The following is an 18,445-nucleotide window of genomic DNA, read 5'->3' on the forward strand; positions in this document are numbered from 1 at the left end:
CGCGTTGTGCTGCGTTCGGGTGTGGGGAATCTGCCGTGCGACATTTCGCGACACTAAAATGCTGGACCGTTTTTGCCGGCGCGGTCATGCCACGATGATGATGCGATCCAGGTCACCGTTTCTGCTGGCCGCCGTTGCGCTGGGCGCGCTGGTGCTGAGCGGCTGCACCGTCGGGCCGGATTACCGCCCGCGCGCGCCGGCCGAACTTGGCGTGCCCGATGCCTATTCGATCACCGCGCCGCCGACGCGGGAGGATCTGACGCGCTGGTGGCGCAGCTTCGACGATCCGGTGCTGGGCGACCTCGTCGAACGGGCGGCGGACGCCAATCTCGACATTGTGCAGGCGACCGCGCGGCTGCGGCAGGCGCGCGAGGCGCTGGTGCAGAGCCGCGCCAGCCTGCTGCCGACGATCAATGGTTCGGCGGGCTACAGCCGTTCGGAAACGCTGCGCGGCGGGACGACGGTGATCACGCTCCCCGACGGTACGACGCAAAGCATCGGCGGCGGCAGCGGATCGAACTTCTCGCTGGGGCTCGACGCGCAATATCAGCTTGGCCTGTTCGGCGAGATCCGCCGCACGGTGGAGGCGACAAGCGCGCAATATGAGGCGTCGGGGCTGGACCAGGCGACGGTGCTGCTGTCGGTGCAGGCGGAGGTTGCCCGCAATTACGTGCTGGCGCGGCTCTACCAGTTGCAGCTGGCCAATGCGCGCGACAGCCTGGCGTTGCAGGACGACAATCTCGAGATCGCGGGATTCCGCGTGCAGGCAGGGCTGGTATCCAGCCTCGACCAGGAACAGGCACGCGTGCAGCGCGCACAGACCGCCGCGTCGGTGCCGCTGATCGAGCAGCAATATAATGCCGCCGTGTCGCGGCTGGGCGTGCTGACCGGGCAGGCGCCCGGCGCGCTGAAGCCGATGCTGGCGGCGGTGAAGCCGATCCCGCGCGGGCCCGACACAGCCGGCGTCGGCATCCCGGCCGACGTGCTGCGCCAGCGCCCCGATGTCCGTTCCGCCGAGCGCAACCTGGCGGCGGCGACCGCGCAGATCGGCGTTGCCAAGGCGCAATTGTATCCGGCGCTGGCGATCAGCGGCAACATCAGCTCGCGCGCGGGGAATCTTGGCGGGCTGCTCGACACGATCACCGGCGGCCTGTTCGCCGGACTGACTCAGGCGATCTTCAACGGCGGCCGGCTGAACAGCCAGGTGCGCAGCGCGCAGGCGGCGACCGATGCGGCGCTGGCAGCCTATAAGCAGGCGGTGCTGACCGCGCTGGAAGATGTCGAGAACGCCGTGGTTGCGCTGCGTACCGCGGAAGCAAGGGAGCGCGAGTTCGCGGTGGCGCTGGAGGCGGCGAACAATTCCGCGATCCTCAGCCGCAGCCAGTATCGCACCGGCCTCACCGATTTCACCACGCTGAGCCAGCAGGAGGCGGCGTTGCTGTCCGCGCGCAACAGCGCGGCGCAGGCGCGCGCCGACCATGCCAATTCGCTGGTGCAGCTATATTCCGCGCTGGGTGGCGGCTGGGACGCCAATGTCATTCCGACGGCCCCCGAAGCGCGGGGCATTAGCCAGGACGAGAACCGCTGATGGCGACCGAGCAGCTCGACGAATTTCTTGGGACCAAGGAGCAGCCGGCGTGGCGGCGCTGGGTCAAATGGATCGCGATCGCGGTCGGCGTGATCCTGCTGGTGCTGCTCGCGTTCCGGCTGTTCGGCAAGGCGGAGGCGCCCGGCTATGCCACCGCCCCGGTGCGGCGCGGCGACCTGACCGTGACGGTGTCGGCCACCGGCAAGCTCGCGCCGACCAATCAGGTAACGGTGGGTTCGCAATTGTCGGGGCTGGTCACCCGCGTCGTCGTCGACGTGAACGATCGGGTGAAGGCGGGCCAGGCACTGGCGCTGATCGATCCCGAGCAGATCGACGATCAGATCCGCGCCGGGCAGGCGCAGCTCGCCGCGCAGGTCGCGGGGGTCAATCAGGCGCGCGCCACCGTCGCTGAGGCGCAGGCGCAGCTCGCGCGATTGCAGGAAGTGTACCGGCTGTCGAACGGGCGCGTGCCGTCCAAGACAGAGCTTCAGACCGGGCAGGCCAATGCGCAGCGCGCGGTCGCGGCGTTGCGCGTTGCCGAGGCGAATGTTGCGGCGGCCCGCGCGACTCTGGCGCAGAGCCAGACGCAGCGGCAGCGCGCGATCATCGTGTCACCGGTCAACGGCGTGGTGCTCGCGCGGCAGGTCGATCCCGGCCAGACCGTCGCGGCATCGTTCAACACGCCGACGCTGTTCGTGATCGCCGAGGATCTCAGCAAGATGAAGCTTGAGGTCGCGATCGACGAGGCGGATGTCGGATCGGTGAAGGAAGGGCAGCCGGCGACCTTCACCGTCGATGCCTTTCCCGGGCGCACCTTCCCCGCGGCGATCACCCGCGTCGATCTGGGATCGAACCTGACCGCGAGCACGGCAAGCGCGTCGAGCAGCACGACGGGAACGACCAGCACGGCGGGGCAGGTGGTGTCCTATGCCGCAGACCTGTCGGTGGCGAACCCGACGATGGAGCTTCGCCCCGGCATGACCGCGACGGCGGACATCGTCACCAGCGACAAGAAGAACGTCCTGCTGGTCCCCAATGCGGCGTTCCGGTTCAAGCCGACGCAGGCGGCAGCGGGCGGTGACCAGGGCGGCATCGCCGGGTCGCTGACCTTCCGCCCGCGTCGCGGCAGCCGGCCCGAGCGGGAGGCGACGCTGGGGCGTGGCGCGCAGCAGACGGTCTATGTGAAGGGTGCCGACGGCCAGTTGCAGCCGGTTCAGGTGACCACCGGCGATACCAACGGCAATGTGACCGAGGTGCTGTCGGGCGGGCTGAAGCCCGGCATGGAAGTGGTCACGGGCCAGCTTTCCGGCACTGAGGGCAGGGCGGCGGCCAAGGGCGCCGGGCAGCGGAGCGGCCAGCGTGCGGGAGGCGCCGGTGGCGCCTGACGCCCCCGCCGCGACGAATCACGCCCCCGCCGCTGCCGGGCGGGCGCCGGGCATGGCCGAACCGATAATCTCGCTGCGCAACGTGACCAAGGTATATGGCACCGGGCCGACCGCGTTTCAGGCGCTGAGGGGCGTCAACCTGGATATCTCGGCGGGTGATTTCGTCGCGGTGATGGGGCCGTCGGGATCGGGCAAGTCGACGACGATGAACATCCTCGGCTGCCTCGACGTGCCGAGCGGCGGCACCTTCCTGTTTCGCGGCCATCATGTCGAAACGCTGAGCCGCGACCAGCGTGCGCTGTTGCGACGGCGCTACCTCGGCTTCGTGTTCCAGGGGTTCAACCTGCTGAGCCGGACGAGCGCGCTGGAGAATGTCGAGCTGCCGCTGATCTACCGCGGCGACGATCGCAAGGCGCGGCGCGAATTGGGCATGGCGGCACTGGAAAAGGTCGGACTGGCGGATTGGTGGGACCATACGCCGGCGGAATTGTCCGGCGGGCAGCAGCAGCGCGTGGCGATCGCGCGTGCGATCGTCACGCAGCCCGAAGTGCTGCTGGCGGACGAGCCGACCGGCAACCTCGATTCGGAGCGGTCGGTCGAGATCATGCAATTGCTCACCAACCTGAACCAGGAAAGCGGGATCACCGTGCTGATGGTGACTCACGAACCCGACATGGCCGCGTTCGCGCACACCGTGATCCACTTCAAGGACGGGTTGGTGGAGCGGATCGAGGCCAACGATCACCAGCGCGGCGGCGCGGCATGAGCGCGCGCGCGCCCATTGCGGATCGGAGGTAGGCGAATGTTCGGCACGACCTTCGTCCTCGCCATCCGCTCGATCCGGCGGCACCTGCTGCGTTCGTTCCTGACGATCCTCGGCATCGTCATCGGTGTCGCCGCGGTTGTCGCGATGGTGACGCTGGGCAAGGCGACGACCAGCGCGGTGCAGGAGCAGATCTCCGCGCTCGGCACCAATGTGCTGCAGATCCGCCCGGGCCAGGGCTTCGGCCGCGGCGGCGGTGGCCCGCGCCCGCCCGACTTCGATCCGGAGGACGTAACCGCGATCGCGCGGCAGGTGGCGGGCGTCACGGCGGTTGCGCCGCAGGTGTCGACCAGCGCCACCGCGATCTACGAAGGGGCGAACTGGTCCACCACGGTGCAGGGCACCACCAACGACATCTTCGTCGTCCAGCCCTGGCCGCTGGCGCTGGGGCGGACATGGACGCCGGCGGAGGAGCAGGCGGGCAAGTCGGTCTGCATCATCGGCAATACCGTGCGGCAGAATCTGTTCCGCGGCGGCGATCCGATCGGCCGGCGGATGCGCATCGGCGCGATCAGCTGCGACGTGATCGGCGTGCTCAGCACGCGCGGGCAGGCGGGTTTTGGCGGCGATCAGGACGATACGGTGGTGATGCCGATCAAGGCGGTGCAGCGCCGCTTCACCGGCGACCGCAAGGTCCGACTGATGATGGTCGGAGTCGACCAGGCCTATTCGACCGAGGCGGTGCAGGCGGCGATCACCGACCTGTTGCGCGAGCGGCGCCATATCAGCGGGACCAAGCAGAACGATTTCAACATCTTCGACACCAAGCAGATCAGCGACACGCTGACCGGCACGACGACGCTGCTGACCCGCATTGTCGCGGCGGTGGCCGCGATCAGCCTGGTTGTCGGTGGCATTGGCATCATGAACATCATGCTGGTGTCGGTGACCGAGCGGACGCGTGAGATCGGCATCCGGCTGGCGATCGGTGCGGTCGCCAATGAGGTGCTGATGCAATTCCTGGTCGAGGCGGTGGTGCTGTCGATGCTGGGCGGGCTGATCGGGCTGGCGCTGGCGCAGGTGGTGATCCTGATCGCGACGCCGCTGATGCAGGTGCCGTGGACGTTCGATCCGCAGATCAACATCATCGCCTTTGCCATCTCCGCAGTGATCGGCGTGGTCTTCGGCTACTTCCCCGCGCGCCGCGCGGCATCGCTGAACCCGATCGACGCGCTGCGCCACGAATAGCGCCGCCTGACCGATCGGGCGGTGGCCGTGGCTGCGTGGCTCGCCTACATCATCGGGCATGAACACGCGCTTCGACAATGTGCCCAACCGTCGCGCGATCGTGGATCGCCGCGCGCTCGCCGAGGAAATCGCCGCGATCGCCACCGACGATCCGGCGCTGCTGCGCCGTGACGCGATCGGCAAGCTGAAGGACGCGCTGGACGCCGGCCGCGCGGAAATCGCGCGGCGGCTCGCCGACCGGCCCTCGCGCGGGCTGGAGGCGGCGAATGCGCAGGCGTTCCTGATCGATCAGCTGTTGCGGCTGCTCTACGATCTGGCGACTCAGCGGCTGTACCCGCTGAGCAACCCGACCGCGTCCGAACGGCTGACGCTGATGGCGGTCGGTGGCTATGGCCGCGGCGAGATGGCGCCGTTTTCCGACGTGGACATCGCCTTCCTCACCCCGTGGAAGCAGCCGCCCTGGGCGGAGCAGGTGATCGAGACCCTGCTCTATTCGCTGTGGGACATGGGGCTGAAGGTCGGCCATTCGTCGCGCTCGCTGGACGACATGGTGCGTCAGGCGAAGGGCGACGTGACGATCCGCACCGCCCTGCTCGAGGGGCGCCACGTCTGCGGCGACGTGCCGCTGTACGAGGAGGCGATCGGCCGCTTCAAGGCGGAGGTGACGCACGGGACCGAGCGTCAGTTCATCGCTGACAAGCTGGCCGAGCGCGAGGCGCGCCACGTGAAGATGGGCGACACGCGCTATGTCGTCGAACCCAATGTGAAGGAGGGGAAGGGGGGCCTGCGCGACCTCCACGCCCTCTTCTGGATCGGCAAATATGTCTATGACGTCGATCGCGCGGCGCAGCTGGTCGACGTCGGCCTGTTCACCCCGGCCGAATATAAATTGTTCCACCGCGCGGACAATTTCCTGTGGGCGGTGCGCTGCCATTTGCACCTGGCGGCGGGGCGCGCGGAGGATCGGCTGACCTTCGACATGCAGCGCGAGATCGCCGAGCGGATGCGCTATTCCGACCGGCCGGGGAAGGCCGCGGTCGAGCGGTTCATGCAATATTACTTTCTGCAGGTGAAAACCGTCGGCGCGCTGACCGGCACCTTCCTGACGCATATCGACGAGCAATTCGCCGCGCGCGGCCGCCGGTTCGGCCTGCCACAGCTGCGCCGACGCCCGCGCAAGCTCAACGGTTTCGTGCTGGAGCGGGGGCGACTGGCGCTGCCGAGCGATGATTTCTTCATCGAGGATCCGGTGCGCCTGATCGAGATCTTCCACCTCGCCGACCTGCACGAGCTGGAGATTCACCCGCAGGCGCTGCGTGCCGCAACGCGCGACGCGAAGCTGGTCGACGATGTGCGCACCGATCCGCGCGCCAATGCGCTGTTCCTCGACGTGCTGACCAGCCGGCGCGACCCGGAACTGGTGCTGCGCTGGATGAACGAGACGGGCGTGTTCGGCCGCTTCGTGCCCGATTTCGGCCGTGTCGTCGCGCAGATGCAGTTCGACATGTACCACCATTATACCGTCGACGAACACACCATCCGCGCGATCGGTCTGCTGGCGCGGATCGAGCGCGGCGATCTGGCGGCGGAGCATCCGCTGGCCACCGCGATCATGCCGCAGATCGTCTCGCGCCGCGTATTGTATGTCGCGGTGCTGCTGCACGATATCGCCAAGGGGCGCGGCGGCGACCATTCGATCCTGGGCGCCGCGGTGGCGCAGAAACTGTGCCCGCGTTTCGGCCTGACGCGCGCGGAGACCGAAACCGTATCGTGGCTGGTCCGCTACCACCTGCTGATGTCGGCGACCGCGTTCAAGCGCGACCTGTCGGATTTCAAGACGATCCTCGATTTCACCGCCACCATCCAGTCGCCGGAGCGGCTTCGCCTGCTGCTGGTGCTGACCATCGTCGATATTCGCGCGGTGGGGCCGGGGACGTGGAACGGGTGGAAGCGCCAGTTGCTCGGCGATCTGTTCGAGGCGGCGGAGGAAGTGCTTCGGCTGGGCCACAAGCAGCGCGGCCGCGAGGAGCGGATCGCCGCCAAGCAGGAGGCGCTGGCCGAGGCGATGGGCTGGAACGAGGCGCAGATGTCCGCCTATGTCCGCCGCTTCCCGGAGGCCTATTGGATCGCCGAGCCCGACGACGTGCTGGCGCATAACGCGCGCTTCGTGGCGTCGGTGGGCGATGCGCAGCTGGCGATCGACGCGCAGGTCTATGCCGAGCGTGGGGCGACCCTGGTCACGGTCTATGCCGCGGACCATCCGGGCATCTTCTATCGCATTGCGGGCGCGATCCATGTCGCGGGCGGCAACATCATCGACGCGCGGATCCACACCACGCGCGACGGCATGGCGCTGGACAATTTCCTGGTGCAGGACCCGGTCGGCCGCCCGTTCGACGACGAGGGGCAGCTGACCCGGCTGCGCACCGCGATCGAGGATGCGCTCGCCAATCGCGGCAAACTGGTCGAGCGGCTGAAGGCCAAGCCGCTGCCGCGGATGCGCGCCGACGCCTTTCGCATCGAGCCCAATGTGCTGGTCGACAATCGCGCGTCCAACCGCTTCACCGTGGTGGAGATCAACGCGCGCGATCGGCCAGCGCTGCTCAACCAGCTCGCCCATGCGCTGTTCCAGTCCAAGGTGACGATCCATTCGGCGCATGTCGCGACCTATGGCGAGCGCGCGGTCGACACTTTCTATCTGACCGACCTGACGGGCGACAAGATCGCCAGCGGGCCGCGGCTGAAGACGCTGGAGCGGCGCTTGCTGGACGCGGCGGCGGGCAAGCCGCTGGACGAGGCGGCCTGATTCACCGCGCCGCGTCGGCCGCCCGCTTTTCCTGCCAGACAAAAAGAAACCCCCGGGGGCGAACCCGGGGGTGAAGGTGTCCGTAATGGACGGGCGCCGGCGGGCGGCGCCCGATCCGATCAGAAGCGCTTGCGCAGCGTCAGACCGTAGGTGCGCGGCTCGGCGAGGAACGACGAGAAGATCTGGTTCCCGACCCCGCCGAAGCGCTGCACCTGAGCCAGGCTGCCTGCACCCTGGAACGGCGCGTTGAAGGCGACCTGCTGATAGTTTTCGTTGAGCAGGTTCTGCGCGAAGGCTTCGATCGCCCAGTTGGAGTCGAGGCCGCGCAGGCCGATGCGGGCGTTCATCACGAAGAAGCCGTCCTGCTCCTTCTCGATGAACAGGTCCGAGCCGGTGTTGTAGTCGCTCGACAGACGGCCATCGACATAGAACAGCGCGCTGAGGCCCGAGTCACCGATTTCCGGCGTCCAGCTGACCGACGAGGTCACCACGTTGCGCGGCGCGTTCGACATCTGGCGACCGGCGAGCAGGAACAGCGCCGGATCGAGCGGCTCGCCCGAGGCCGAGCCGACCAGGTTGCGGCGGAACTTGGTGTCGGCCAGCGTGTACCCGAGGTTCACCGCAAAGTTGCGCGCCGGATAGATGCCAAGCTCAAGCTCGACGCCCTGGCTGCGCACGCCCGGACCAACGTCACCCGAGCAGGCGCCCGTGGTGGCCGAATTGTCCTGATCCGCACCGTTCAGGCTGACCGAGCACGAGCCGATGTTCTGGACGACGAAGTTCGTGCCGTTGAACGTGTTCAGCTGGAAGTTCTCGAAGTCCGAACGGAACACGGTCAGGTTCGCGGTGAACTGACGCGTGGCGTATTTGATGCCCGCTTCGTAGCTGTTCACCAGTTCCGGATCGAAGCGCAGGCGCGCCGCGCCGGCGTTGGTCACCGGGGTGAAGGCGTTGGGCGCCAGTTCCGAACGATCGAGGTTGTAGCCGCCCGCCTTGTAGCCGCGCGAGTAGCTCGCATAGACCATCAGGTCGCGCGTCGGCTTCCACGAGATGACGCCGGTGCCGGTGAACTCGCTCTCGTCGAAGCTGTTGCGCAGGTCCAGCCCGTTGAGGGCGGTCGACGAATTGCCGGTGCAGCCCAGCGTGATGATGCCGCCGGCGAGTGCCGCGGTCGCCGGGTTGGCGAGCAGCGGGCCGAGGCCCTGCTGAAGCTGCGGGCAGACGGTGTTGGTGTTGTCGAAGTTGGCGCGGAAGTCCTTCGACTCATGCGTCCAGCGCAGGCCGGCGGTGATCGACAGCGTATCGGTCAGCTTGAAGATGTTGTGCGTGAAGAACGCGTAATTCTCGCTGTCCTGGTAATAACGCGCGTTGCGATCGCCCAGGTTGTTGAGCGTCGACAGCGTGCGCAGGCCGTTGAGCAGTGCCGGGCCGGCGATCGGACCAAAGGCGCCGCTCAGCGTTGCGGTGCCGGCGGGGCTGAGGCAGCCCGGTGCCGCCGGGTTGCGCAGCGCCGCGACCGGGCTGACCGTGGCGACGATGCGGCAGGCGGCAAAGGCACCGTACTGCGAACCGAACTGGAGGTTGTCGCCAATCACCAGGTCTTCGTTCGAGTAGAAGCCGCCGACGAGCCAGTCGAGGCGATCGTCGAACAGCGAACCCTGCAGGCGGACTTCCTGCGTGAAGGTGTGGAACTGGCGGAAGGCGCGGCCGTCGTCGGCGCGATAGCCCAGGTCGACATTGCCATAATCGATGTCGGCGGCGTTGCCGGCCTTGTACTCACGATAGGCGGTGATCGACGTCAGCGAGGCGTTGCCGAAATTGTAGTCGATCTGCATCGACCCGCCGTAATCCTTCGTCTCGTTCGAATACGCACGACCCGGCGAGAAGGCGATGCGGCGGTTGTACGGATCGCCCGCGCTCGGGAACACGCCGCCCAGGCTCTGCAGCACGTCGACGATGCGGTTGCCGGCGGGGTTGATCGTGACCTCGCCCGGCTGGCCCGGCACGGCCTGCTTCTCGCGCAGGTCGACATAGACCGCGCCGCAGCACTTTTCGTCACGCCACGTATAGTCGCCGATCAGGCGGACCGACAGGTCGGTGGTCGGTTCGAACAGCAGCTGGCCGCGGACAAACCAGCGGTTGCGGTTGTTGTAATCGGTGTCGTTGACGACATCGCGGTAGAAACCGTCGCGCTTGTTCCACACGCCGTCGAGGCGGAACGACAGCACGTCCTCCACCACCGGGCCGGTGATCGCGCCGGCGATGCGGACGTTGTCGTAATTGCCGTAGGTGCCCTCGACATAGCCGCCGAAGGTCTGCGACGGCGCCTTGGTGTAGACGTTGATCGCGCCGGCCGATGCGTTGCGGCCCGACAGCGTGCCCTGCGGCCCGCGCAGCACTTCGATCCGGTCGACCTCGCCGATGTCGTTGAGGCCCGAGCCGGTGCGGCTGCGGTACACGCCGTCGATGAACACCGCGACCGAGCTTTCGAGGCCGGGGTTGTCACCCACGGTGCCGATGCCGCGGATACGGGCAGAGGCGTTCGCCTCGCTGCCGGTGGAGGAGATCAGCAGCGACGGGGCGAGCTGCACCACACCGCGGATGTCGTTCGCGCCCGAATTCTGCAGCGATGCCTGGCTGACCGCGGAGACGGCGATCGGCACGTCGGCAAGGCGCTCGGCACGGCGGGTCGCGGTAACGACGATGTCACCGGCGCCGGTCTGGCTCTGGTCAAGATCGGTATCCGCGGCGGGAGCGCTCTGCGGCTGCTGGACCGAACCGGCGGCGAGCGGATCAGCGCTGGGCTGTTCCTGCGCGAGCGCGGGCAGGGCAACGAAGATCGCGGCAGTAGATAGAAGCGAAGCAACGCGGCGCATGAGCTCTCCTGAATCTCGTTTTTGAACTTTGGGTTTGGAGCGCAGCGTTTAGTGGGAGTGCGGTTCACGCCTAAGTGATTTTCACGCAACCTCTTGTTTTTAAATGTGGCTGTCGCGGAAATGCAACCATTGGTCCGAAACGGTACTGTCACAAATGACAGTTGACGCTACGGCAACACGCAAAAAAGCCGCGCCCGGTGGGGGGCGCGGCTCTTTTCAGCCGGTGGTGGCGAAAAATTTTACTTCGGTGCCAGGACCATCAGCATCTGGCGGCCTTCCATGCGCGGGTAAGCCTCCACCTTGGCGACCTCGGCCACCTGCTCGGCAACGCGCTGCAGCACGTTCATGCCCAGCTGGCCATGGCTCAGCTCGCGGCCGCGGAAGCGCATGGTGACCTTCACCTTGTCGCCTTCCTCGATGAACTGCACGACCTTCTTCATCTTGGTGTCATAGTCGTGGTCATCGATGTTCGGACGCATCTTGATCTCCTTGATCTCCTGCGTCTTCTGGCTCTTGCGGGCGAGATTCGCCTTCTTCTGGGCCTCGTACTTGTACTTGCCCACGTCCAGGAACTTGGCGACCGGCGGATCGGCGTTCGGCGACACCTCCACCAGGTCGAGCCCGACCTCCTTCGCCTGCGCAATAGCCTCGCGAGTGTACATCACGCCGAGATTCTCGCCCTCGTGATCGATCACGCGGACCTTCTGGCTCTGGATCCACTCGTTGAATCGGGGGCCGTTCATCGGCGGCGCCTGCATTGGCCGGCGCATCATGGGCGGACGTATGGTCAATTCTCCTGTTGCTTCAATCTCCCATATATAATGCCTGATGCGGCCAATCAAAAGGCATCAATCGCGGGGCCGGTGCGAGAAGATGCGCGCAGCCCTCAGGCGGTCATCCGGCGGCGGTTGCGCAGCACCTGCGCGCTGTGGCCGATCGTCGCGCGCGGGCTGCGGGTGCGCACCGTGTCGACGAAATGCCAGTCGTTGCTGACCCGGTCGGGCGCGACGGTCAGCGTCATGTAGCCGCGCCGGCTGGTGTCGCACCATTTCAATTCCGGGCTGGCGGCGACCAGCGCGCGCGCGACGGTGGCGGGATCGACCGCCAGCGCCGTCTCGAACCCGCTGGAGGTGACCGACTGGCCGGCGAACTCCACACCGACAGGCGCGCCCTTGCCGCCGTCCAGCGCCAGATCGAACGCCCAGGCATTGTGGCTGTCGCCGCACAGCACCACCAGATTGGCGTCCGCTGCCTGCGCGGAGCCGAGGAACCGCTGGCGCGCCGCGGGATAGCCGCCCCAATTGTCGAGGTCGGTCGGCAGCCCCGCCTGCCCCGCGGCGACCGCGGCCTGGATATAGGGCGCGGCGCCGGGGCGTGCCTGCGAGATCCAGCCCGCGGTTTCGGGCGGCACGCGCATCGTGCCCATGATCGTGCCGAAGCCGACCAGCTGCCACGCCGCGCCGCGCTTCACCGATTGCGCCAGCGCATGGTGCAGCCATGCCTCCTGCTGGGTCCCAAGCATGGTGCGCGCCGGATCATGCCATTCACTGTCGCGGTACTGCGCCATCGCGCGCACCGGATCGCCCGAGCGCAGCATGGTGGAGAGTTCGGGCGAGGCCGAGCGGCCGGCGAGCCGCGTGTCGGTGCGGAACAGTGTCGCCAGCGTGCCGATGTCATAGGCCTTCCACGGCTCGTCGGAGACCGGCATCCATTCGCGCCATGCCTGGATCGCGGCGGCCTTTCGTTCGTGCCATGCGCCCTCGCTCGCCGGATCATGGTTCTGCGCGCCGCCTTCCCAGCTGTTGTTCGCGCTTTCATGGTCATCCCAGGAGGCGATCATCGGCAGGCGCGCATGGAGCGCCTGAAGGTCCGGGTCGGCGCGGTAGCTGGCGTAGCGCAGGCGATAATCGGCCAGATGGATGCTCTCGCCCTTCGGCTGGGGCAGGCGATCGGCGATCACCTCGGCCAGAGCCGGGTAGGTGCCATTGGCATATTCGTAGAAATAATCGCCGAGGTGCAGCGCGAGATCGAGGTCGTCGCGCGCCGCGGCATGGGCGTAGGCGTTGAAGAAGCCGAAGCCGATGTTGGAGCAGGAGAAGATCGCGGTGCGGAACCGCTGCGCGCGATCATCGGGCAGGGTGCGCGTGCGGCCGACCGGCGAGACGGTGCCGTCGGGCGCAACGAAGCGATAATGATAGGCGCGGCCCGGCTGGAGCCCCAGCACCGTCACCTTCGCCGTCCAGTCGCGCCACGGCCCCGTCACCGCCTCCACGCCAGCGGCGATGCGCGCGAAATCAGGCGTCTCGCTCAGTTCGACCCGCAGCCGGGCATGATCGCCGCTGGCAGGAACGTAGCGCGTCCATAGCAGGATCTCGTCCGCCCCCGGCTCACCGCTCGCCACCGAATGGGTGAAGCCGCGCGCCGCCAGGATCGTGTCGGCGGCAGCAAGACCGCTGATGCCGAGCGCCCCCGCGCCGAACATTCCGGTGGCGAGAAGGCTGCGGCGGCTCAGGTCGATCATCTGTTCGCTCCCGACAAGGAGGGTTGGTCAGCGGCCCATGGCGCAGGAAGGTGACAGATCGGTGTCGCGGGGCAATAGTCGGCGGCGATGGAAGGGCGCGGCGCACAGCGGCATCGCGTGGCGATCTTGACCGCGGTCGCGGTGGCGGCGCGCGCGGGCACGTTCGGCAACCCCAACATCCATGTCGACGAGCAATTCTACCTCTATGTCGCGCGCCGCATGCTGGAGGGCGCGCGGCCGTTCGTCGACGTGTGGGATCGCAAGCCAATCGGGCTGTTTGCCCTGTACCTGCCGGCGGCGGCGCTGCCCTATTCCTGGTCGATCTGGGCCTATCAGGCGCTGGCGCTGGTCGCGGTGGTCGCGACCGGCTGGCTGGTCATGCGGATCGCCCAAGTGGTCGGCTGGGGCCGCGGCGCGCTTGCTGCCGGTCTTGCCTATATCCTGCTGCTGAACTGGTTCGGCGGGCAGGGCGGGCAGGCGCCGGTATTCTACAATACGCCGGTCGCGCTCGCCATGCTGCTGATCCTGCGCGGCGGCGCACGGCGGGAACTGGCCGCCATGGCGCTGATCGGCCTTGCGCTTCAGATCAAATATTCGGTGGTGGTCGAGGGCGTGTTCGCCGGCCTCTGCATATTGTGGCGGCATTGGCGCGCGGGGGAGCGTGGCGGGCTGCTGCGGCGCGCCGTGTTGCTGGTGCTGGTGGCGCTGGCGCCGACCGCGGCAGTATGGCTCTGGTACGCGGCGCAAGGCCAGTCGGCGGCGTTCGTCCATGCCAATTTCGTGTCGATCCTGCAGCGCGGCGGTGATCCGGCGGCGCCTCGGCTGGCGTTGCTGCTGACGCTGCTCGGCTGGATGGCCGTGCCGGTCGCGATGGCGGTGATGGGCCTGCGCGGCGGTGATGCGGGGGGGCGGCGCTTCGTCGCCGGATGGCTGGCCGCCGCGCTGGTCGGCGTCGCCGTACCGGGCGGGTGGCTGCTCCATTATGCGCTGCCGGTCATGCTGCCGGTGTCGGTGGCGATCGCCGGGCTGTTCTGCGTGCGCCCGCGGCTGACGATCGGCTTCCTCGTCGTCGCCGCGTTGGTGGGGCAGGGCGTCCTGTGGTCGAACCGGCAGGGGCGCGGCACGCCTGCCGCGTTCGACGCCCTCGCCGCTCGCCTGCGCGCGCCGCCGCCGGGTTGCCTTTATATCTATTCGGGTCCGCCCGGCCTGCTCGATGCCAGCGGGCGCTGCGCCTCGTCGCGCTATGTCTTTCCCGCGCATCTCTATCGTATCCACGAATCGCGCGCGGTCGGCGTCGACCAGGCGCAGGAGGTGAAGCGAATCTTCGCCCGGCGACCGGCCGTGGTCGTGCTGCGACCATTTTCCCCCGGTGAGCGGCCGGAAATCCGCGCGCTGGTGGAATCGCACCTCGCCAGCGCCTATCGCCCGTTGCCGCCGGCACGATTGGGAAGCGAGACGCTGCAGATATGGGTTCACCGATGACCGGCGCGGCCGCACGTTTCGGCTGGCACGCCGACAGCTACGACACATCGCTCGCCTCGATCCGCTATCGCCTGCTGATGCCGCTGGAGGCATTGCAGGCGCAGGGCGTGCCGATCGCGCGCTTCGATCCCGCGCGTGATCCCGCAAGCTATGATGCGGTGATCTTCTCCAAGTCGCACTCCGCCGGGGCGGTGGCGGCGGCGCAGGCGCTGCGGGCGGCGGGGCGCGGCGTGATCTTCGACCTGTGCGACAATCTGATCGCTGCCCATGCCGTGCGGCATGTCAGCGACGCGCGGCTCGCCCGCTTTCGCGCGATGCTCGACGCGGCGACTCACCTCACCTTTTCCACCGCCATGCTGGCCGAGCAGATCGGCGCTGCCGTGCCCGGTGTCACCGCCGATCGCCGGGTCATCCCTGATGCGCTCGACATGCCGGATACGCTGCCGCCGCCCAGCTCGCGCGATGGACTGCGGCAGATGGCGGCGCTCGACCGCTTTCTCGCCCGCCGCCCGGATGCGCTCCACGCCATCTGGTTCGGCAAGAGCCTGGGCAGCGTGTCGGGCTATGCCCACCTTCACGCCGTCGCCGACCTGCTCGCGGCGCAGCCCTTCCCGATCACGCTGACCGTGGTCAGCAACGCGCCGCTGCGCTGGCTGCTCGGCCGCTGGCGCTGGCGGCTGCAGGTCCATTATGTCGGCTGGCGGCAGGAGACGGCGCATGCCGTGCTGCAACGGCACCGGGTCGCCGTGCTGCCGGTCGCGTCGAACGATTATACCGTGGGCAAGACGATCAACCGCCCGGCCACCGCGCTGCTCGCGGGGCTCGGCGTCGTGGCCGATTCGATTCCCTCCTATGAGGAACTGCGCCCGTTCGTCGCGCTCGACGATTGGGAGGGGGGACTGGCCCGCTACCACCACCAGTGGGAGGCTGAACAGCCGCTGCTCGCGGCGGGCCGCGCGCATCTTGCGGCGCGTTACAGCCCGCTGGCCGTCGCGCGCCAGTGGCGGGTCGTTCTCGACCGCCTCTAGGCCGCGCGCGCCTGCTTTGCGGCCAGTTGCGCGGCATAATAGGCCATCAGGTCGACGGTATGCTCGCGGTCGGTGCGCACCTGGCCGGCGGCGACGATCGCCGCCCGGCGCAGCATCGCCGGGTCGCGCGCCTGCATCCGGGTGATCGCGCGGGCGCAGTCGATCGGGTCGCGCGCGGTGTACAATTCGGCGCAATGCGGATCGGCCACCTCGGCGCAGCCGCCGGTGTCGGGCACGATCAGCGGCAGCCCCGACGCCATCGCCTCCGACGCGACCAGCCCGAACGGCTCCGCCTCCGACCCGTGGATCAGCGCGTCGCAGCTCGCCATGATCCGCGCCAGCCGGTCGCGGTCATAGACCGGCCGGAACAGGCGGATATGCGGCGATCCCGCGATCCGTTTCTCCATCCGCTCGGTATCCACGCCCTGCCCCAGCAGGATCATGCCGACCGGCAGGCGGGCGCCCGCGCGCTCGACCGCGTCGATCACCATCGGCCAGCGCTTTTCGGGATGGTGGCGGCCCAGCCCCAGCAGCAACAGGCCGTCCGCCGGCAGCCCGCATTGCGCCAGCAGCGCCTCGCGCAGCCGTTCATCGCGGAAGGTGGGTGAAAAGTGGCTGCGCTCGATCCCCAGCGCCATCGCCGCATCGATCCTGAGGCCGCGCGCGCGCAGCCGCTTTTCCAGCGCCGGGCCGTTGGTCACCACGCAATCATACAGGTCGAGGAAGCGCGCCATGTAGCGCGTGTACCAGCCGAACGCCCGCTCGATCCGCTCATGGCTGGCGACGCCTTCGAACCAGCGCTGCGCATAAGCGGCCATATTGTCATTGTGCATGAAGAAGGACTTGAGCGCGCGTCCTTCCCACTGGCCGACGAACCACGCCGGGCGCCACGGTGACGAACACTCGACCACATCGGGATCATAATGGTCGAGCAGCCGGGTGATCGCCTCGCGATCCCAGAACAGGCCGTAATTGCTGTCGAACGGCAGCCGCGGCGAGCGAACGTAATGGATCGCGCCGCCGCCGGGGCGCTCCTCGATCCGATCCTCGGTCCCCGCGGCGAGCACGATCAGCTCATGCCCCAGATCGTTCATGATGCCGATCTTGCGGTCGATATACGTCCGCACCCCGCCGCCAGTGGGGGAGTAGAATTCGTTGACGTCGACGACGCGCATGATCAGCGCCCCACCGGACCGAAGCTGGGGATGACGCCGCGCAGATATTGCGCGCGCACGGTGACTCGCGCGACGCCGCGCGGCACGGTGACGATCGCCTGCGACAGCTTGGGCTTTGATCGGCCGAGCCGCTCGTTCGATGGCACGCCGGCGCCGTCGGTCCAGACGTTGAACTTGTTCTTGCCGTCGCGATCATGCGTCACGAACAGCGCGTAGCGGCCCGGTGCGGGCGCCTTGATGCACAGGGTGATCGGGTCGGCGGACGGTGTCGGCACGCGTACCCGGCGGAAGAACTTGCCCTCCTTGATCAGATCGCGGTCGTCCTTGAGGAAATCCTCCTCCGTCGCGGGGTACAGCTCCAGCTTCAGCGATCCGGTGCGATCCTTCAGCCCCTGGATCGTGACCTCGATCGCCGACCCGTCGCGCTGGACACAGGAGGCCGCGTCACTGCCGAGCACGCGCGCCTGCGCCGCCAGCGGCATGGAGGCGGCGGCGAGCGCAGCCGCGGCGAGGATCATGCGCGCCATAGCTTCAGTCCCTTCCATCCGGCGACAGCCGCAAATGCCGCCATCAAAATCACATGCACGCCCAGCGTCAGCGCCGAGACAAAGGCGATCATCTCGCTGAGCGCCTGATCCTGGCCAATCAGTAGGATCGCGAAGCTGGCGAACAGCAGGTCCTTGTTGGGCACCAGCGGCAATCGTGACACCAGCAGCCGCGCGGCCGACAGGAACAGCCACATCCACAGGGGAACGTCGGGCATCGCGAAATGCCACGCCAGCGCCAGCAGCATCGAGCTGACCGCGATTCGCGCGCAATGGACGAGGAAGATGAACCACAGGTCGCGGCGCGGCAGCGAGAAGACGCGCTTGGAAAACAGCAGCAGGGCAAGGCTGATGCCCAGCGTGATGATAGCGGAACCGACGATGGCGTGCAGCACGGTCGCCGGCATCAGCTGATAGCCGACCGGCAGCGCCAGCGCGCACAAGAGGATCGTCGCGGCGTTGCCGGCAATGGCCGACAGCAGCGATACGTCCTTCACCGCGCCGAACGGCGCCGCCACCAGCCGAGCGCGCGCCCGCGCCCAGGCGTAGAAATAGGCCTCGCCCGAATAGCCGAGCACCACGTCGTTCGCGATCCGCTTCTTGTGGAGCGCGACAAAGCCGGCGGCGGGAATCCGCCACAGCCGGCGAAAGATGATGAAATCCCCGGTCGGCGCCGTCATGTAGAGCGCAAGGAAGGCGACGTAGAACCAGGGGGAGGTGGGCGTGGCGCGGCTGAGCCCGGCCAGCCCGGAATCCAGCAGCTCACGACCGAGCATCACCACCATGGCAACGCTCAGCACGCCGCCAAGGATGGTGGGCCAGCGACGCTTCAGCGTCCGGGTCGGTTCCAGAGCGGCGATGTCGGGCAGATCGCTGTCGATCACGCCCGCCGGCACGCTGGTGGCTTTCGCGGTCAAAACGTTGAACTTCCTTTGCACGCATTCCGCATAACGCCCCCGCGGAATGGTTCGGGCAGATGCCGGGGGAATGTGGTTTCTTTTCGGCGGAAATCTGGGCGGGAGGTAGCA

Annotated in this window: 13 protein-coding genes; 7 read left to right on the forward strand and 6 right to left on the reverse strand. The window is 67.8% G+C overall.

What is annotated here, in order from left to right; translation table 11 throughout:
• The first annotated feature begins 100 nt into the window (after window positions 1-100).
• From L8F96_RS14165 to L8F96_RS14185, 5 genes are read left to right on the forward strand one after another with little or no spacing between them, the layout of a single operon-like run.
• Window positions 101-1,588 (forward strand): efflux transporter outer membrane subunit, encoded by a 1,488-nt coding sequence (locus tag L8F96_RS14165; protein ID WP_334656381.1) that lies wholly within the window; start codon window positions 101-103, stop codon window positions 1,586-1,588.
• Window positions 1,588-2,973, forward strand: coding sequence for an efflux RND transporter periplasmic adaptor subunit (locus tag L8F96_RS14170; protein ID WP_334656337.1), 1,386 nt, complete (start codon window positions 1,588-1,590; stop codon window positions 2,971-2,973). Before L8F96_RS14165 ends, L8F96_RS14170 begins: the two co-directional genes overlap by 1 nt.
• A 52-nt stretch (window positions 2,974-3,025) precedes the next feature.
• Window positions 3,026-3,739: an ABC transporter ATP-binding protein gene (locus L8F96_RS14175; RefSeq protein ID WP_125945315.1), complete on the forward strand. Its 714-nt coding sequence runs from the start codon at window positions 3,026-3,028 to the stop codon at window positions 3,737-3,739.
• 36 nt (window positions 3,740-3,775) lie between these two features.
• Complete coding sequence (locus L8F96_RS14180) at window positions 3,776-4,984, forward strand: ABC transporter permease (RefSeq protein WP_046409482.1); 1,209 nt, start codon at window positions 3,776-3,778, stop codon at window positions 4,982-4,984.
• Window positions 4,985-5,042: 58 nt separating this feature from the next.
• Window positions 5,043-7,790, forward strand: a complete 2,748-nt coding sequence (locus tag L8F96_RS14185; protein ID WP_334656338.1) for a [protein-PII] uridylyltransferase — start codon at window positions 5,043-5,045, stop codon at window positions 7,788-7,790.
• A 119-nt stretch (window positions 7,791-7,909) separates the two neighbouring features.
• On the opposite strand, the gene L8F96_RS14190 is transcribed toward L8F96_RS14185, so the two are convergent.
• The 3 genes from L8F96_RS14190 to L8F96_RS14200 form a co-directional block, all read right to left on the reverse strand.
• Window positions 7,910-10,666 (reverse strand): TonB-dependent receptor, encoded by a 2,757-nt coding sequence (locus L8F96_RS14190; protein ID WP_334656339.1) that lies wholly within the window; start codon window positions 10,664-10,666, stop codon window positions 7,910-7,912.
• Between the two features lie 239 nt (window positions 10,667-10,905).
• Window positions 10,906-11,439, reverse strand: a complete 534-nt coding sequence (gene infC / locus L8F96_RS14195; RefSeq protein WP_046409487.1) for a translation initiation factor IF-3 — start codon at window positions 11,437-11,439, stop codon at window positions 10,906-10,908.
• Window positions 11,440-11,552: 113 nt separating this feature from the next.
• Window positions 11,553-13,187, reverse strand: coding sequence for an alkaline phosphatase D family protein (locus tag L8F96_RS14200; RefSeq protein ID WP_334656341.1), 1,635 nt, complete (start codon window positions 13,185-13,187; stop codon window positions 11,553-11,555).
• Between the two features lie 117 nt (window positions 13,188-13,304).
• Between L8F96_RS14200 and L8F96_RS14205 the strand changes: the two genes are divergently transcribed.
• Both L8F96_RS14205 and L8F96_RS14210 read left to right on the forward strand, forming a co-directional pair.
• A complete protein-coding gene (locus tag L8F96_RS14205; RefSeq protein WP_334656342.1) occupies window positions 13,305-14,669 on the forward strand; it encodes a hypothetical protein in 1,365 nt (454 codons plus the stop codon).
• On the forward strand, window positions 14,666-15,697 hold the full coding sequence (locus tag L8F96_RS14210; protein WP_334656343.1) for a hypothetical protein: 1,032 nt from the start codon (window positions 14,666-14,668) through the stop codon (window positions 15,695-15,697). The genes L8F96_RS14205 and L8F96_RS14210 overlap by 4 nt, the downstream gene beginning before the upstream one ends.
• On the opposite strand, the gene L8F96_RS14215 is transcribed toward L8F96_RS14210, so the two are convergent.
• From L8F96_RS14215 to L8F96_RS14225, 3 genes are read right to left on the reverse strand one after another with little or no spacing between them, the layout of a single operon-like run.
• Window positions 15,694-16,872 (reverse strand): glycosyltransferase, encoded by a 1,179-nt coding sequence (locus tag L8F96_RS14215; RefSeq protein ID WP_046409495.1) that lies wholly within the window; start codon window positions 16,870-16,872, stop codon window positions 15,694-15,696. The two genes, L8F96_RS14210 and L8F96_RS14215, sit on opposite strands and share 4 nt — an antisense overlap.
• 2 nt (window positions 16,873-16,874) lie before the next feature.
• Entirely contained in the window at window positions 16,875-17,399 is a 525-nt protein-coding gene (locus tag L8F96_RS14220) for a DUF2141 domain-containing protein (RefSeq protein WP_046409497.1), read from the reverse strand.
• On the reverse strand, window positions 17,387-18,334 hold the full coding sequence (locus L8F96_RS14225) for a hypothetical protein (RefSeq protein WP_136450894.1): 948 nt from the start codon (window positions 18,332-18,334) through the stop codon (window positions 17,387-17,389). The genes L8F96_RS14220 and L8F96_RS14225 overlap by 13 nt, the downstream gene beginning before the upstream one ends.
• Window positions 18,335-18,445: the final 111 nt, after the last annotated feature.

Source organism: Sphingomonas panaciterrae (assembly GCF_036890205.1).
In the GTDB taxonomy this organism is placed as follows: Bacteria; Pseudomonadota; Alphaproteobacteria; order Sphingomonadales; family Sphingomonadaceae; genus Sphingomonas; species Sphingomonas panaciterrae.

Bases quoted from the DNA above. Each gene is read 5' to 3' on its own strand.
- L8F96_RS14170 (WP_334656337.1), top strand. From the start codon at position 1,588: ATGGCGACCGAGCAGCTCGACGAATTTCTTGGGACCAAGGAGCAGCCG.
- L8F96_RS14165 (WP_334656381.1), top strand. From the start codon at position 101: ATGCGATCCAGGTCACCGTTTCTGCTGGCCGCCGTTGCGCTGGGCGCG.
- L8F96_RS14185 (WP_334656338.1), top strand. From the start codon at position 5,043: ATGAACACGCGCTTCGACAATGTGCCCAACCGTCGCGCGATCGTGGAT.
- L8F96_RS14215 (WP_046409495.1), bottom strand. From the start codon at position 16,872: ATGCGCGTCGTCGACGTCAACGAATTCTACTCCCCCACTGGCGGCGGG.
- L8F96_RS14200 (WP_334656341.1), bottom strand. From the start codon at position 13,187: ATGATCGACCTGAGCCGCCGCAGCCTTCTCGCCACCGGAATGTTCGGC.
- L8F96_RS14220 (WP_046409497.1), bottom strand. From the start codon at position 17,399: ATGGCGCGCATGATCCTCGCCGCGGCTGCGCTCGCCGCCGCCTCCATG.
- infC (WP_046409487.1), bottom strand. From the start codon at position 11,439: ATGATGCGCCGGCCAATGCAGGCGCCGCCGATGAACGGCCCCCGATTC.
- L8F96_RS14210 (WP_334656343.1), top strand. From the start codon at position 14,666: ATGACCGGCGCGGCCGCACGTTTCGGCTGGCACGCCGACAGCTACGAC.
- L8F96_RS14190 (WP_334656339.1), bottom strand. From the start codon at position 10,666: ATGCGCCGCGTTGCTTCGCTTCTATCTACTGCCGCGATCTTCGTTGCC.
- L8F96_RS14175 (WP_125945315.1), top strand. From the start codon at position 3,026: ATGGCCGAACCGATAATCTCGCTGCGCAACGTGACCAAGGTATATGGC.
- L8F96_RS14180 (WP_046409482.1), top strand. From the start codon at position 3,776: ATGTTCGGCACGACCTTCGTCCTCGCCATCCGCTCGATCCGGCGGCAC.